Origin of the sequence: Streptomyces asoensis, from assembly GCF_016860545.1 — a bacterium.
Taxonomy (GTDB): Bacteria; Actinomycetota; Actinomycetes; order Streptomycetales; family Streptomycetaceae; genus Streptomyces; species Streptomyces asoensis.
This window is the reverse complement of record NZ_BNEB01000003.1, coordinates 2,197,744-2,213,553: the sequence shown is the minus strand read 5'-3', so window position 1 is coordinate 2,213,553 and position 15,810 is coordinate 2,197,744. Positions and strand designations below refer to the sequence as shown.

The following is a 15,810-nucleotide window of genomic DNA, read 5'->3' as shown; positions in this document are numbered from 1 at the left end:
CCCATGGGCTGGTTCAGGGCCATGGGGACGCCCGGCGACGCGGAGGCGGGATCACGCGTGGTCTCCGTGCGCCGGCCGGCGGACGGCAGGACGGCGGGCGCGGCGGTCGTGCTCGGCATCGACACGGTCCTGACCTGTGCGCACGTGGTCAACGACGCCCTGGGCAGGTCGCTCTTCGAGACCCGGACACCGAGGCTGGACGACGTGCTCGTCGCGCTGGACGGGCCGTCGCGGACCACGCGGTACCCGGCGCGCGTGGTGCACTGGATCGCCCCGCGCGCCCTGGACGGCGGGGCGGTCCGGGACGGCGACGGCGAGTGGCTGGGCGATCTCGCGGTGCTCCGGATCGAGGCACCGCTCGGCAGCGTCCCCGCACCCGCTCCCCGCAGGGCCATGACGCCCGGGCAGAAGGTGCGGGCCTGGCACGGCAGCGGGCACGGCGCGACCTTCGCGGACCTGGAGGTCGCCGCGCTGGACGGCCCGATCGGCTACCTGGACGGCAAGAGCACCGGGATGGCCGTGGGCCCCGGCTACAGCGGGGGTCCCCTCTGGTCGGAGGAGGACGGGGCCGTCGTAGGACTCGTCGCCGCCCACTTCATGCCCCCGTGCGGTCCGGACGGGGCCCGTCTGCCGCCCGACCCGCAGCATCTGATCCGGCGCAGCTGGGGCATCCCCTGGCAGCGGGTCGAGGCGGAACTGCGTCCGCTCGGCGCCCTCGGCCCGGACGACGCGTGCGGTCCGGGAGCCCGGCCGGGCGCGGACGGCGAGGGCGCCGAGTCCGACGACCCCGCGCACGGCATGCTGGTCACGGCGCTCAGGAACGCCCTCGCGTCGCCGTACACGCTGGGCGACACCGCCCGTCAGCTCGCGCACGAGTGCGGGCTCGCGCCGGGCAGCCCGGTGACCCCGCCCACCGTCGAGGAGTTCGCGGACTTCCTGGTCGGCCATCCGCGCGCGCTGCCCGCGCTGGTGGAGATCCTGCGGCCCAGGGACCCGAGGTCCGCCGACCGGGTGCTGGTCGCCGGACGGCTCACGGACACCCCCCTGCTGCTCGCGCCGCGCGAACACCGGCGGCTGCACCAGGTGCTGCGCCGGATCGACAGGCCCGTCCTCGCACGGTTCCCCGAGGCGGTGCGCGAGGCGACGAAACGGGTCGCGGTACCGGCCGACGCGGACAGCCTGGACCTCGTCCTCGACCGCCTGGAGACCCTGCCCGGCGACGGCCACTCCGACGACGGCGGCCCCCGGGTCCCGGCGCTGCTGCGGGTCGTCGAGTACGTCGCCGCCCTGTGTCCGCAGCCCCGCAAGGCCGACCTGAGGCTGTGGTCGGACGCGGTGGCCGTACGGCTCGGCATCCCGCCGGCGGCGCTGCGCGAGCGGCGCTCCGACGCCGGGGACTGGGCCCGGATGCTGCGCGGCGGGTCGCGGCGGGTGCGGGTCCTGGCCCGGGTGACGCGGGCCGGGAGCGGGCGGCACCGGCTGCGCGTGTGGTGCGACGAGGGCACCGGGCCGCGGCAGATGACGGTCGACAGCTCGGCCACGTACTCGGCGTCGGGGGCGGCGCGCGAGCTGCTGCGCGTCCTGGAGTCCCTCGCGCCGTCGGTGACCGACGGGGCCAGGCCGCTGGTCGAGGTCCTCGTGGACCGCGGCGACCTCAACCTCCCGGTGGACGAATGGGCCGCGCAGGCGCCCGGCGAGGTCGTGCCGGGGGTGCTCGGGGTGGAGTTCCCGCTGGTGGTGCACTGCCCGGAACTGCTGCGCCGGCACGAGCGGTTCCTCCCGGACTGGCGCGAGCGGTGGAGGCAGCTCGACTCCGGGGAGACGCTGGTCGTGTCGGACCCGGCCCAGGACCCGCACCAGATCTACTACGAGCTCATGGGCCGACTGGACACCGTGCGCGTCTCCGTCGACGTCCCCGCGGGCCCGCGCGAGACCATCGTCGAGATCTGCCTGGCCGTGGGCATACCGGTGGTCGTGTGGGACCGCGGGAACGGCGCCGGCGAGACGTCGTCCCCGGCCGCGGCGGCCCCCTCCGCCCCCTCGCCGGGGTCGCCCTCGGCGTCCTCTCCGGGGTCCTCCTCGGCGGCGGTGTCATCCTCGGCGGCCTCCACCGCGTCTCCCTCTTCGGCCCCCTCCTCCACGCCGTCCCACGTCGTACGGCACATGGCGGAGGTCGCCACCCGTGAACTGCCCGACGGGGTCCGTGTCTACCGGGCCAACGCCAGGGGGACCCGCGCCCCCGAGTTCCCCGGCCGCCCGGTCCTCGCCTGGGCGGACGCCGACCGCACGGTGCCCCGGCTGCACCTGACCGAGCCCCAGGAGAGCCCATGACCTCCGCACAGGACCCCGAGGCGGGCGCCGGCTGGCGCCTCTTCCGCGGTGACGGTGTCCCGCGGGCCGTCGCCCTGCCCTCGGCACCGCCGTGGCGCCGCTTCAGCCCGACACCGGCCGTCCGCCCCGAACTGCCCTACCTGATCGAGCCGCAGCACGCCGACGTGGTCAACGCCGCACTGCATCTGCGCCGCCCGCTGCTGGTCACCGGCCCGGCCGGCACCGGCAAGTCCTCGCTGGCCCGTGCCGTGGCGCACGAACTGCGGCTCGGCGAACTGCTGCGCTGGTCCATCAACAGCCGGTCGACCGTGCGCGAGGCGCTCTACCAGTACGACGCGATCGGACGGCTGCGCGAGACCACCCTCAGCCGGGACCGGGGCGAACGCGAGCCGTCCATAGGGACGTTCATCCGGCTCGGCGCGCTCGGCACCGCGCTGGTGCCCTCCGCGACCCCCCGCGCCCTGCTCATCGACGAGATGGACAAGGGCGACGTCGACCTGCCCAACGACCTGCTCACCGTGTTCGAGGAGGGGTACTTCGACATCCCCGAACTGACCCGGCTGCCCGAGGACATGGCCGAGGTCGAGGTGCAGACCGCCGATCACCGGGGCACGGTGACCGTGCGCCGGGGCCGGGTCCAGTGCGCCGAGTTCCCGGTGGCCGTCATCACCAGCAACGGTGAACGCGACTTCCCGCCCGCCTTCCTGCGCCGCTGCGTCCGGCTCGACCTGCCGGTGCCCGACGAGGCACGGCTGCGGGCCATCGTCAGCGCGCACCTCGGCGAGGAGGCGCTGCGCGAGGCCGACGACCTGATCGACGCGTTCCTGCGCCGCCGGGCGCCCGGCGAACTCGCCACCGACCAGCTGCTCAACGCCGTGTTCCTGCGCACCGGAGGGGTCGACCTCGACGCGGAGGGCCTCCTGGACGCCGTACTGCACCAGCTCACCGGCGCGATGTGAGACGACCGTGAGGGGGATGCGGTGAGCGGGGGTTCGGTGAGCGGGGGTGAGAGCCGGGCCGGGGGCACGCCCGGGGCCGGGGAGGCGGGCGCGCGGCTCGCGAAGGCCCTGCGGGTGCTGCGGGCCGTCGGACACGAACTGGACGCCGACCAGGTGCTCGACGTGCTGTGGCTGGCCCGGACGCTGCCCGCCGCAGCCGCCACCGCGCTCGCCCCGCCCTCCCCCGCCGGGCGACCGGAGGACACCGGACCGCCCGCGCCCGGAGCCGGTGAGCCCGCTCCGCAGCCGCCCGCACCGGACCCCGGCGACCCGGACCTGCCGGACCTCACCGCCCCCGCCCTCCACGGGTCGGCCCGCCCCGCGCCCCCGCCGGTGCCGGACATCCGGCTGCGCCAGGGCGGCGAGCCCGACCGGGCGATGCCCGTGCGGATCCCCGAGAACAAGGCCCTGGCGGCCGAACTGGCGCTGGGCCGCGCGCTGCGGCCGCTGCGCCGCCGCCACCCCAGCCCGCACCGCCTGGAGATCGACGAGGAACGCACCGCCGCCGAACTCGCCGAGACACGGCTGTCCGACGTGGTGCAACGGCCCGTGCAGGAGCGGTGGCTGCATCTGGTGCTGCTCGTCGACGACGGCCTGTCGATGCTGCTGTGGCACCGGCTCGGCGCCGAACTGCGCACCCTCCTCGAACGTCTCGGCGCCTTCGCCACCAGCCGCGTCCTGGGCCTCGACACCCGCAGCGCACGGCAGCCCCGGCTGCACGCGCGGCCCTTCCGGCACGACAGCACACCCGTGCCCCTCAGCGCCGTCAGCGACCCGTCCGGACACACCCTGGTCCTCGTCGTCAGCGACGGCATGGGCGCCTCCTGGCGCAGTGGCGCCCTGCACCGGCTGCTGTCGCAGTGGGCCTCCCGCGGACCCACCGCCGTCCTGCACACCCTGCCGCCCGACCTGTGGGAGGGGTCCGGCATCCGCGCCGAACGCTGGCAGGCCACCACCCGGCGCATCGGCGGCGCCAACACGTCCTGGGACATCACCGACCCGGTCCTCCCGGCCGAGCTCGCCGCCTTCGACGGCGTACCGGTGCCGGTCCTGGAACCGACGGCGGCCTCCCTGCGCGGCTGGGCCCACCTCCTCGCCTCCCCCGGCACCACGGCCCCGCTGTCCCTGCTTGCGCGGCCGGGGCCCGGCGCGGGCGGCCCCTCCCCGGGCCCGGGCGACGCCCAGCACTTCCGCGACGCCGCCACCCCGGAGGCGTACCGGCTCGCGGCGCACCTCGCGGCCGTGTCGCCGCTGACCGTGCCGGTCATGCGGCTCGTGCAGACGGCCGTCCCGTGGCGGGCGCGGACCTCCCACCTCGCGGAGGTCTTCCTCGGCGGGCTGATGCGGCCGCACCCGGCGCCGGTGCCGGGTCCGCTGCCCGCCAAGCACCAGGTCTTCGACTTCACCGACACCTCCCGGCTGGTGCTCCTGGACGCCGTCCCGCAGGCCGAGCTGCTCAGGACCAGCCGGAGCATCGGACGCCGTCTGGAACAGCTCGCCGGGCACTCGCCGGACTTCCCCGCCTGGCTCGCCCACCCGGACGGCACGGCCCGCCTCCCGGGCAGCAGCCGCCCGTTCACCCGTGTCGAACGGCGGCTGCTCACCCGCTTCGGGGTGTCCTTCGAACGCGAGGCCCAGGGGCTGGGGGCGGGGCGCGGCGCGAACGCCGAATCGCCGGACGGCTGGACCTCGCTGCTGGAGGACGACCCCCGGCGCCTCGGACCGTACCGGCTGCTGCGGCGCCGGCGGCTGCGGCGGACCGTGGAGTACGACGCCGTCGACGCGCGGGGCGCGCACGCCCTGGTCCGCACCCCGCGCCCCGACCACCCGGCCGGGGACGCCCTCGCGGCCGAGGCGGAGGCGCTGCGCCGGCTGGGCGGCCAGTACGCCCCCGCGCTGCTCTCCACCGGGCTCGGGGACCGGCCGCCCTGGCTGGCGGTCGCCCCGGTCGGCGAGGGCCCGCAGCAGCCCGGCGCGCCCCGGCTCGCGGAGATCTTCAACGCAGCCCACGCGGAGGGCCGCGCCCCCTTCGACAAGATCACCGCGCTGGTCGTCGGCTGGCACCTCGCCGGCGCACTGGCCCTGTGCCACCTGCACGGGATCGTCCTCGCGGACCTCAACGCCGAGCACATCCACGTGCTGCGCAGGTCGGTCGTCCTCGCGGACCTCTCCGACTGCGCCGTGGACGGCGGTTACGCGGGGACGGGACCGCCGCCGACCCCCGAGGACAACGTGCGCGCGCTGGGCGAGCTGCTCCAGATCGTCAGCAGCAAGGCGGGCTGGGAGCTGCCGGGCCGCCCCGAGGGCATGCACCTGTGGCAGGGCGACACCTGGCGGCAGCTGCGGCGGCGCGTCCTGCGGTGCCTGTCACCGGACCCGGCCGAGCGGCCCACCGCCGCCGAGGTCGCCGACGTGCTGGCCCGCTACATCGCCCAGTCCCGGGTCACCCGCACCGTCCCCCCGGCCGCCGCGGTCAACGCCCTGCCCACCGAACGCGTCCCGCTCGCCCTGCCGCCGGCCGGACCCGGAGCGCCGTCGGGCCCCGGTCTGCCCGGGCCCCTGCGGCCGCCGCGCTTCGGCACCGCCCGCCGCGAGGCGGAGGCCCGGCTGGCCCGGCTGCGGGCGCCGCTGAGCCACGGCAGGCGCCTCACGGTCGTCGGCGCCTACCACTACAGCGGGCGGGCCACCACGACCATGGTGCTCGGTTCGCTGCTCGCCTCGGTCCGCGGCGAACCCGTCCTCGCGCTCGACGGCGCCGCCCACGAGGGGGCCCTGGGACGCTTCCTGACGGACCGCAACCCGGCCACCGTGCGCGACCTCGCGGGACTCTCCGCCGATCCGTCCTACGACGAGGTCCGCGCCCTCACCACCCGGCTGCCGTCCGGGCTGGAGGTGGCCGCGCACCCGTCCGGTCACGCGAACCCCAACCTGGTGCACGCCCAGGCCTACGAACACGTGCTGGCCCGGACGGAGCCGTTCTACTCCTTCGTGCTCACCGACTGGGCCCCGCAGCGGCTCGACGACTCGGCGGACGCCGTACTGGACCTGACCGACCGGCTGATCCTGTGCTGCGGCACCGCCGACTGGTTCCTCACCGCCGCCCGCCAGGTCCTGGAGCGGCTGCGCGCCGCCCGCCGCTGGCGGCTGGCCGACGAGGCGATCGTCGTCGTCACCGAGGTCGAGGGGCCGTCCGCCCGGCGGGTGCCGGCCGGTCTGGCGACCCGTGTCGGGGTGAGCGTGAACCAGGTGGTCGCGGTCCCCTACGACCGGGCGCTGAGCTCCTCGCGTTTCCAGGAGCGGGAGTTGAGCGGGCTGCGGACGCCGACCCTGAACATGTTCGTCGACCTCGCGGAGCGGGTCGTGCGGACCCGGACGCACTGATCCCCGGGCCGCGGAGGCGGCCCGGGGATCAGTGGTGACGCGGGATCAGCGGTGACGCGGGATCAGATGAGGCCGAGGGCGCGGACCGCCTCGCGCTCCTCCGCCAGCTCCTGCACCGACGCGTCGATGCGGGCGCGGGAGAACTCGTTGATGTCCAGGCCCTGGACGATCTCGTACGCGCCGTCCTTGGTGGTGACCGGGAAGGAGGAGATGAGGCCCTCCGGGACGCCGTAGGAGCCGTCCGAGGGGATGCCCATGGAGGCCCAGTCGCCGTCCGCCGTGCCGTTGACCCAGGTGTACACGTGGTCGATGGCCGCGTTGGCGGCGGAGGCCGCGGAGGACGCGCCGCGCGCCTCGATGATGGCCGCACCGCGCTTGGCGACGGTCGGGATGAAGTCCTCGGCCAGCCACTTCTCGTCGTTGACGGTCTCGGCGGCGTTCTTGCCGGCGATCGTGGCGTGGAAGATGTCCGGGTACTGGGTGGCGGAGTGGTTGCCCCAGATGGTCAGGCGCTTGATGTCGGCGACCGTCGAACCCGTCTTCTTCGCGAGCTGCGTCAGCGCGCGGTTGTGGTCCAGGCGGGTCATCGCGGTGAAGCGCTCGGCCGGTACGTCCGGGGCGGCGGCCTGGGCGATCAGGGCGTTGGTGTTGGCCGGGTTGCCGACGACGAGGACCTTGATGTCGTCCGCGGCGTGGTCGTTGATGGCCTTGCCCTGCGGCTTGAAGATGCCGCCGTTGGCCTCGAGGAGGTCACCGCGCTCCATGCCCTTGGTGCGCGGGCGGGCGCCGACGAGGAGGGCGACGTTGGCGCCGTCGAAGGCGACGTTCGGGTCGTCGCTGATGTCGATGCCCTGGAGCAGCGGGAACGCGCAGTCGTCGAGCTCCATGGCGGTGCCCTCGGCGGCCTTCAGCGCGGGGGTGATCTCCAGCAGGCGCAGCTTGACCGGCACGTCCGCGCCGAGCAGCTGGCCGGAGGCGATGCGGAAGAGCAGGGCGTAACCGATCTGGCCGGCCGCGCCGGTGACGGTGACGTTCACGGGAGTGCGGGTCATGGCGTTCTCCGTATGACAGCTGTCGGTGGGGCGTCCCTGCCCCGGGTGGGACGTACAAATGATCGATCTCTTGGTATCAAGAGATCCGACCAGCGGTCAGGCTATCGCGCCTCCGGGACCGCGGACGGCCGGGGCTGTGTGGCCCACCCCACAGAGTGCCCCCGGCGCCGGGTCCCGCCACCGGAGTCCGCGCGGAAAGCGGCGACCGCCGGTCCGGGAGAGGTGGAACCGGGCGGCCGCCGTCGGGGGGAACCGGGTCGTGCCGGCATCCCGTGGGGGTACGTTGCGCGTTCCCCCGGTGGAGGCGGGTATTCCTGTGCGCGCGCTTTTCCCCCGCCGGTGCGGGTCCCGGGCCCCGCACCGGCGGCCGTCGGTCAGGGCGTGCACCCCTGCTCCCCGGAGGCCAGGACCGCGCACGCCGTCGCGTCCGCCGCGGCGCGCACCGCCACCATCGGGGTGTACGCGAGGGTGTCCGAGGCCGCCGTGACCGTGCCGGTCTCCCGCACGGAACCCACGGTCACCCGCACCGAGTCGCCCGGCACGGCCCCGGTGATCCGGCCCCATGCCGCCCCGCACGTACCGCTGAACCGCACCTCGACCACCGTGGTCCCCACGGTCGCGGTCTTCGCCGTCACGGCGCGGGAGTCGGCACAGCCCGTCTCCTCCGCGTCCCGGCCCGTGCACGCGGAGCCCGTGCACAGCACTCCGGAGGGCGGGGGCGCGCTCGGAGCGGCCGGCCCGGGCGAGGACGGCGCGCCGCCGCCCCCCGTCCGCTGCGGACCCCCTCCTCCTCCGCCGCCGAGCAAAAAGACTCCTCCCGCGACGACCGCCGCCACGCCCACGAGACCCGCGAGCAGCATCGGCGTCCGCCCGGAGCCGGGCCCGGGACCGGCCGCGCGGCCCCGCCCCGTGCGTCGCGGCTCCCCGGGCGGCGGGCCGAACTCCCCCGGGCCGGACTCCCCCGGATCGGACTCCCCCGGGGCGCCCCGCGCCGGGGTGACCGGGACGGCCCCTGTGGCCTGCTCGTGCCGCGCCCCGGCGCGGTTGCGGGCCCGCTCCGCCAGCTCCCACATGGTCGTCAGTCGGTCGACGGGCGTGCCCGTGACCTCGGCCAGCGCCACGACCGCGCCCTTGGGAGCGAGCAGCCTGCCGTCGAGGTACCGCTCCCAGGACGGCCTGCCGTACCCCGTGCGCTCGGCCAGCTCCGCGACCCCCAGCCCCGAACGCTCCACGGTCCGCCGCAGCTGCTCGACGAACTCCGCCACCCTCGGGTCGAGCCCGTCCGGCAGCGCCCTCCGACGTGGCATCGGTCCCCTCCCCTCCCTCCGCCCATTCCCCCACGGCCATGCCGGTCCGGTGCCGGGAGGGCCCGGACCCGTGCCCCGTGATCCGTCCCCCGGACGCCGGGCGTGCACCCGCCCGGCGCACCCGCCTCACCCGAAGACGATCGCTCCTCCCACCGCGGTGCACAGCAGGACCAGCAGGAGCACGACCGCGCAGAGCAGGAGACGTCCGGCCGGCCGGTGCGGGGCCGGTGCGGCGGCCTCCTGACGGTCCCACCAGGGAACCGTCGGATCCTCCCGGTACGCCTCGCCCCGGAAGTCCTCGGCAGGACTCACCGGCGCCGGCCGGGGCCAGGCCTCCACGGCCAGTTCCCAGCGCACGAAGTGCCGTTCGGCCTCCGCGCCGAACAGCCCCGCCACCCTGCACAGCGCGGCGACGGCGTGCCGCGGCGGCGGCTGAACGGCGTTGAGATAGCGCTGCCAGGAGGACTTGCTGTACGCGGTGCGCGCACCGAGCGCGGCCAGGCTGAGGCCCGTGGCGTCCTTGAGCTGCCGCAGCTGCTCGACGAAGTGCCGGACCTCCGACGGCAGCCCGTCCGGCAGCGGCTGCCACGCGCCCATCGCGCCCACCTTTCCCTCGGTCCGTTGGGGGGACGACGCACGGCGGCCGGACGGTTCCCGCGGCGGGGACGGCTGTGGCGGGGCGCGCACACCGTGGCGGAACGGTCACTTCCGTGCCACAGCGGAAGGACAGCTGTTGAAGGGGCGGTTCGCGAGGGTGGAACGTGGAGCGCGTCGGCGGCCCGTCCTCCTCGGGGGATGAGGACGGGCCGCCGTACCGCCGTGTGCCGCGTGGGCTCAGCTGCTGACGGTGAAGTGCAGGGTGTCCTTCAGGAACGGGATCTGGAGCCACGGGTTGGGCTGCACCATCAGCGCCAGCAGGACGATCGCGGCGCCCAGCACGGTGTAGGTCACGATGTCCGTGAAGCGGGAGCGGACGGCGAGCATGCCGACGCCGGGCAGCAGCCAGCGCAGCACCGCGCCGACCAGCAGTCCGACACCGATCAGGATCGTGCCGATCCGGAACACGTCGAGCGCGGTCACCAGCAGGCCGAGCGCCACGATGCCCAGGACGAGGATGATCGGCCACTGCCGGGCGGCCAGCGCGTCGCCGGGCGCGGCCCGTCCGCCGCCCTCCGGACGCGCGGTGTCCCGGGTGAACAGCGGGAAACGGCGCGTCGCCCGACGCGGCACCCCGTCCACATCGGGCGCACTGATCGGATCCCGCACCTCGATGTCGTCGACGTCATCGACGTCGCCGGAACCGTCCCCGGCACCATCGGCACCATCGGCACCGCCGCCGGGTCCGGTGCGACCGTCACGTTCGACTCGGTCGCCGGCATCTGCGGCGGATGCCGTGTCGTCGTCGGCGTGGTGGGTGCGACCGGTGCGTTCGCTGCCGTCCGCGGGGGGTGGCGTGGTGGCGCCGGAGCCGTCCGTCCCCGTGGGGTCGACGGTCTCGTCGGTGCGGCCGGCGGTGCTGTCAGTCGACACTGCGCTCAGCCGCCTCCACCACGTTGACGAGCAGCTGGGCGCGGGTCATCGGGCCGACGCCGCCGGGGTTCGGGGAGATCCAGCCCGCCACCTCGCGCACGTCCGGGTGGACGTCGCCCACGATCTTCCCCTCAGCGCTGCGCGAGACGCCCACGTCCAGGACGGCGGCGCCCGGCTTGACGTCCTCGGCCCTGATCAGATGGGCGGAGCCCGCCGCCGCGACGACGATGTCGGCCCGCTTCAGATGCGCCGAGAGGTCCCGTGTGCCGGTGTGGCACTGGGTCACCGTGGCGTTCTCGCTGCGCCGCGTCAGCAGCAGCGGCATCGAGCGGCCGATGGTGACGCCCCGCCCGACGACCACGACCTCGGCGCCCTTGGTCTCGACGCCGTACTCGCGCAGCAGCGTGAGCACGCCGTTGGGGGTGCAGGGCAGCGGGGCCGGCTCGTTGAGGACCAGCCGTCCGAGGTTCGTCGGATGCAGGCCGTCGGCGTCCTTGGCCGGGTCCATGAGCTCCAGGATCCGGTTCTCGTCGATGCCCCTGGGCAGCGGGAGCTGGACGATGTACCCGGTGCAGGCCGGGTCGTCGTTCAGCTCGCGGACGACCGCCTCGATCTCCTCCTGCGTCGCCGTGGCGGGCAGCTCGCGCTGGATGGAGGCGATACCGACCTCGGCGCAGTCACGGTGCTTGCCGGCGACGTACTTCTGGCTGCCGGGATCGGTGCCGACGAGGATCGTGCCGAGTCCGGGCGTCACACCCTTCTCCCTCAGCGCCGCCACCCGGGCGGTCAGATCGGACTTGATCGCGGCTGCGGTGGCCTTGCCATCGAGAATCTGGGCGGTCATGCGACCCATCCTCCCGGATGACGGCCCCCCGGTTCCAATCCGGATGAACCCGGTCAGCGCCGGACCCGTTTCCGGCCACTTTCCCCGGCGGTCCCGGCCGGCGGTTTCGGCCAAGATCGGCAAGGTTGCACTTGCACAAAGCCTGCGGAAAGCGGCTGGACAGGACCATGCCCGGCCAAGAAGCATAGGATTCCGCAGTATGCGGTCGGTGTTGGGGGGCAAACCGCTCATGTGAAGACGTTCCTCCGCGCACTCCGCCTCGTCCCCGCTTTGTGCAACGGAGGAAATCCACCATGAGTTTCGGCCCGCCCAACGACCCCTACGGTCAGCCGCAGCACCCCCAGCAGGGTCAGCCCGGATACGGCTACCCCCAGCAGGGCCAGCCCGGTTACGGCCAGCAGGCGCCGCAGGGCGTTCCCCCGCAGGGGTACGGCCAGCCGCAGCACCCGGGTTACCCGCAGCAGCCGGGCTACCCCCAGCAGGGCTACGGCTACCCCCAGCAGCCCGGCTACGGCGCCCAGCCGCCGTACGCGAACTGGGGCCAGCGCTTCCTCGGGACGCTCGTCGACATGCTGGTCTTCGCGGTCCCGTACGCCCTCGTCATCATCGGCAAGGACACCCCGGCCCTGATGCTGGTCGGCGCCCTCGCCCTGATAGGCCTCGCCATCTGGCAGCTGATCCAGGAGGGCCGCACCGGCCAGACGGTCGGCAAGAAGGCGCTGGGCATCCGCCTGGTGCGCGAGTCCGACGGGCAGCCGCTCGGCGTCGGCATGGCGTTCGTCCGCCGCCTGGCCCACTTCCTGGACAGCCTGGCGTGCTACCTGGGCTGGCTGTGGCCGGCGTGGGACGCCAAGAAGCAGACGTTCGCCGACAAGGTGTGCAGCTCCATCGTGATCCGCACCCACTGACGCGCGCGCCGTACGGCGCAGGAACGCGGATGAACGGACGACGGCCCCGGCCCCCCTGTCGCAGGGGGGCCGGGGCCGCGTCGGCCGCTGGGCGCGGATCAGTGGAAGAAGTGACGCGTCCCCGTGAAGTACATCGTCACGCCCGCCTTCTTCGCGGCCTCGACGACCAGCTCGTCACGGACCGAACCGCCGGGCTGCACCACGGCCTTGACGCCGGCCTCGACCAGCACCTCCAGCCCGTCCGGGAAGGGGAAGAAGGCGTCGGAGGCGGCGTACGAGCCGCGCGCCCGCTCCTCGCCCGCCCGCTCGACGGCCAGCTTCGCCGAGTCGACCCGGTTGACCTGTCCCATGCCGACGCCGACCGAGGCGCCGTCCTTGGCGAGCAGGATGGCGTTGGACTTGACGGCCCGGCAGGCCCGCCAGGCGAAGGCAAGCTCGGCCAGCTCGGCCGCGTCGAGCGCCTCGCCGGTCGCCAGCGTCCAGTTGGCCGGGTCGTCGCCCTCGGCCTGGAGCCGGTCGGTGACCTGGAGCAGCGCCCCACCGTCGACGGGCTTGAGCTCGACGGCGCCCCCGGGACCCTGCGGCGCCCTGAGCACCCGGATGTTCTTCTTCTTGGTGAGGGCCTCCAGGGCCCCCTCCTCATAACCGGGCGCGACGATGACCTCGGTGAAGATCTCCGCGACCTGCTCCGCCATCTCCTTGCTGACCGGCCGGTTGACGGCGATGACGCCGCCGAACGCCGACAGCGGGTCACAGGCGTGCGCCCTGCGGTGCGCCTCGGCGACGTCCGCGCCGACGGCGATCCCGCAGGGGTTGGCGTGCTTGATGATCGCGACGGCCGGCTCGGCGTGGTCGTACGCGGCACGGTGCGCGGCGTCCGTGTCCGTGTAGTTGTTGTACGACATCTCCTTGCCGTGCAGCTGCTCGGCCTCGGCGAGACCGCCACCGCTGCCGTCGACGTAGAGCGCGGCGGGCTGGTGCGGGTTCTCGCCGTAGCGCAGGGTGCTCTTGCGCTCCCAGGTGCCGCCCAGGAAGTCGGGGAACCGCGACTCGTCCACGGGCGCGTAGCTGGACGCGAACCAGGAGGCCACGGCCACGTCGTAGGCGGCGGTGTGCTGGAACGCCTCCGCGGCGAGCCGCTTGCGGGCGGCCAGGTCGAACCCGCCGCCCTGTACGGCCGCGAGGACGTCGCCGTACCGCGCCGGGCTGGTGACGACGGCCACCGACGGGTGGTTCTTGGCGGCGGCGCGCACCATGGACGGGCCGCCGATGTCGATCTGCTCGACGCACTCGTCCTCGGAGGCCCCCGAGGCGACCGTCTCCCGGAACGGGTAGAGGTTGACGACGACGAGGTCGAACGGCGCGACCCCCAGCTCGTCCAGCTGCTGCCGGTGGCTGTCGAGGCGCAGGTCGGCGAGGATGCCGGCGTGGACCTTGGGGTGCAGGGTCTTGACCCGGCCGTCCAGGCACTCGGGGAAGCCGGTGAGCTCCTCCACCTTGGTGACGGGGACGCCGGCGGCGGCGATACGGGAGGCGGTCGACCCGGTGGAGACGAGCTCGACGCCGTTCTCGTGCAGCCCGCGCGCGAGCTCTTCCAGACCGGTCTTGTCGTAGACGCTGACGAGCGCGCGACGGATGCCCCGCTTGCCGCTCTCTGCCGTGACAGTGCTGTCGGCGGTCACTGGATAACTACCTTTCGTCCCTCAATGCGATAGCCGTTGCGGGCGAGCCGCCCCACGACCTCGACGAGCAGCCTTCGCTCGACTTCCTTGATGCGCTCGTGCAGAGCGCTCTCGTCGTCCTCGTCCCGGACCTCGACCACGCCCTGGGCGATGATCGGGCCGGTGTCGACGCCGTCGTCGACGAAGTGGACGGTGCAGCCGGTGACCCGGGCGCCGTACGCGAGCGCGTCCCGCACACCGTGGGCCCCGGGAAAGCTGGGCAGCAGGGCGGGGTGCGTGTTGACGAACCGTCCGCCGAACCGCGCCAGGAACTCCTTCCCCACGATCTTCATGAACCCGGCGGAGACGACGAGGTCCGGCTCGTGGCCGGCCACGGCCTCGGCGAGGGCGGCGTCCCACTCCGCGCGGCTGCCGTAGTCCTTGACCTTGCGCACGAACGTGGGGATCCCCGCGCGCTCGGCACGGGCGAGGCCCTCGACGCCCTCACGATCGGCTCCGACGGCCACGATCTCGGCGCCGTAGGCCCCGGCACCGGCGGTCGCGATGGCGTCGAGGAGCGCCTGGAGATTCGTACCGGATCCGGAGACCAGCACGACGAGGCGCTTGGCCACGGGCTTGGCGGCCACGGTGGGGCCCTTTCTCGGGGGAGCGTCTGTCCGGCCGGTTTATACATTCGTACGAATGCTTCGCGCCCCGGGATACGGGGAAGTCTACGAAGCGGCCGACCGTCAGCAACGATACCGGCACACCGGGCGGCCCCCACGGGACGGGGGCGTGGCCGGAAGGTAGCGTCTGGGGCGACAGGGGCCGGGAACGCGGTGGCGACGCGGTGCGTTCTCCAAGTGACGGCCCAGCAGGGAAGTACCAGCTCCATACCGGTCGACACCGGCCAGACCCGGGCTCGACGCCAAGCTCACGAAGATCACCCGGACCCACCGTCCTGATCAGTAGGGGAAGACGCTCACTTGATGCCGGACCGCAGTCTGCGACTCCTCACGCTCCCCCCGCAGTCACCACAGGGAGGGGAGCGCGGCGCCGTGCTGCTGCGAGAGCGCCCAGCCTCTCCCCCCGACGCCCCCTCGGGCGACAACACGCCCCCCGAGGACGACAACCCCTTCGCACCCCCGCCCGAGGGCACCCCGGACCGGCCCTGGCAGCCCCGGCACCCGGTCGACGGCGGACCCGAGGGCGGACAGGCCCCCTGGGGCGGCCAGTGGAGCGACCGGCAGCCCGGCCGCTCCCCCGGCGGCTTCGGCGAGCGCCCCGGCGGCAACCCCGAGGGCGGCGGCCCCGGCACCGACCCCGGCAAGCGCTGGGACCCCACGGACCCCGCCCAGCGCCGGGCCCGCTACGCCCTGCTCTGCGGCATGTGGGCGTTCTTCTTCGCGCTCTTCGGCTGGCCCTACGTGGCCCTGCTGCTCGGCGCGCTGGCCCTGAACTGGGGCATCGGCGCCCTGCGCGCCAAGCCGCGCACCCCGGCCCCGGACGCCCCGCCGACCGCGGAGCCCGCCGGCCGCCCGCAGCGCACCGCGGCCGTCACCGGCCTGGTCACCGCGTCCCTGGCCCTGGCCCTGGTCGCCGCGAGCTTCACCGCGCAGCTGGTCTACCGCGACTACTACACCTGCACGAACGACGCCCTCACCAACGAGGCGAAACAATCGTGCAGCGACCTGCTCCCGAAGGAACTCAAAACAATCCTGGGCGCCAACACCTGACCCAGACGGGGGGCGCCTGGGGGCTCTTCCACCCCGGCCGGGGCTCTTCCAGCCTGTCCGGC

General features: G+C 74.5%; 12 protein-coding genes. 5 read left to right on the top strand and 7 right to left on the bottom strand.

Annotated elements, in window-relative coordinates:
* Positions 1-3 precede the first annotated feature (3 nt).
* Genes Saso_RS22590 through Saso_RS22580 form a run of 3 tightly spaced genes read left to right on the top strand, consistent with a single transcriptional unit; the run spans position 4 to position 6,710 of the window.
* The gene (locus Saso_RS22590) at positions 4-2,331 is read left to right on the top strand and encodes a VMAP-C domain-containing protein (protein ID WP_189925085.1); all 2,328 of its coding nucleotides are present in this window, start codon (positions 4-6) and stop codon (positions 2,329-2,331) included.
* On the top strand, positions 2,328-3,290 hold the full coding sequence (locus Saso_RS22585) for an AAA family ATPase (protein WP_189925086.1): 963 nt from the start codon (positions 2,328-2,330) through the stop codon (positions 3,288-3,290). The genes Saso_RS22590 and Saso_RS22585 overlap by 4 nt, the downstream gene beginning before the upstream one ends.
* 21 nt (positions 3,291-3,311) lie before the next feature.
* Positions 3,312-6,710, top strand: a complete 3,399-nt coding sequence (locus Saso_RS22580; RefSeq protein WP_189925087.1) for an SAV_2336 N-terminal domain-related protein — start codon at positions 3,312-3,314, stop codon at positions 6,708-6,710.
* Between the two features lie 62 nt (positions 6,711-6,772).
* On the opposite strand, the gene Saso_RS22575 is transcribed toward Saso_RS22580, so the two are convergent.
* The 5 genes from Saso_RS22575 to Saso_RS22555 all read right to left on the bottom strand — a co-directional run bounded on the left by Saso_RS22575 (position 6,773) and on the right by Saso_RS22555 (position 11,443).
* On the bottom strand, positions 6,773-7,762 hold the full coding sequence (locus Saso_RS22575; RefSeq protein WP_189925088.1) for a malate dehydrogenase: 990 nt from the start codon (positions 7,760-7,762) through the stop codon (positions 6,773-6,775).
* 374 nt (positions 7,763-8,136) lie between these two features.
* Positions 8,137-9,069 (bottom strand): helix-turn-helix domain-containing protein, encoded by a 933-nt coding sequence (locus Saso_RS22570; protein WP_189925089.1) that lies wholly within the window; start codon positions 9,067-9,069, stop codon positions 8,137-8,139.
* Positions 9,070-9,195: 126 nt separating this feature from the next.
* Positions 9,196-9,666, bottom strand: coding sequence for a helix-turn-helix domain-containing protein (locus Saso_RS22565; RefSeq protein ID WP_189925091.1), 471 nt, complete (start codon positions 9,664-9,666; stop codon positions 9,196-9,198).
* A gap of 237 nt (positions 9,667-9,903) precedes the next feature.
* Entirely contained in the window at positions 9,904-10,599 is a 696-nt protein-coding gene (locus Saso_RS39075; protein ID WP_229901415.1) for a DUF3017 domain-containing protein, read from the bottom strand.
* A complete protein-coding gene (locus tag Saso_RS22555; RefSeq protein WP_189925093.1) occupies positions 10,589-11,443 on the bottom strand; it encodes a bifunctional methylenetetrahydrofolate dehydrogenase/methenyltetrahydrofolate cyclohydrolase in 855 nt (284 codons plus the stop codon). Before Saso_RS22555 ends, Saso_RS39075 begins: the two co-directional genes overlap by 11 nt.
* Positions 11,444-11,736: 293 nt before the next feature.
* On the opposite strand from Saso_RS22555, the gene Saso_RS22550 reads away from it, so the two are divergent.
* Positions 11,737-12,351 carry an RDD family protein gene (locus Saso_RS22550; protein ID WP_189925095.1) on the top strand — a complete coding sequence of 205 codons (615 nt, stop codon included), beginning with the start codon at positions 11,737-11,739 and terminating at the stop codon, positions 12,349-12,351.
* A 98-nt stretch (positions 12,352-12,449) separates the two neighbouring features.
* Here Saso_RS22550 and purH read toward each other — a convergent pair whose 3' ends face one another.
* Together purH and purN are read right to left on the bottom strand one after the other, a co-directional pair.
* The gene (gene purH, locus Saso_RS22545; protein WP_189925097.1) at positions 12,450-14,033 is read right to left on the bottom strand and encodes a bifunctional phosphoribosylaminoimidazolecarboxamide formyltransferase/IMP cyclohydrolase; all 1,584 of its coding nucleotides are present in this window, start codon (positions 14,031-14,033) and stop codon (positions 12,450-12,452) included.
* On the bottom strand, positions 14,030-14,659 hold the full coding sequence (gene purN, locus Saso_RS22540; RefSeq protein ID WP_189925099.1) for a phosphoribosylglycinamide formyltransferase: 630 nt from the start codon (positions 14,657-14,659) through the stop codon (positions 14,030-14,032). The genes purH and purN overlap by 4 nt, the downstream gene beginning before the upstream one ends.
* A gap of 342 nt (positions 14,660-15,001) precedes the next feature.
* Between purN and Saso_RS22535 the strand changes: the two genes are divergently transcribed.
* Positions 15,002-15,748: a hypothetical protein gene (locus Saso_RS22535; protein WP_189925101.1), complete on the top strand. Its 747-nt coding sequence runs from the start codon at positions 15,002-15,004 to the stop codon at positions 15,746-15,748.
* Positions 15,749-15,810 lie beyond the last annotated feature (62 nt).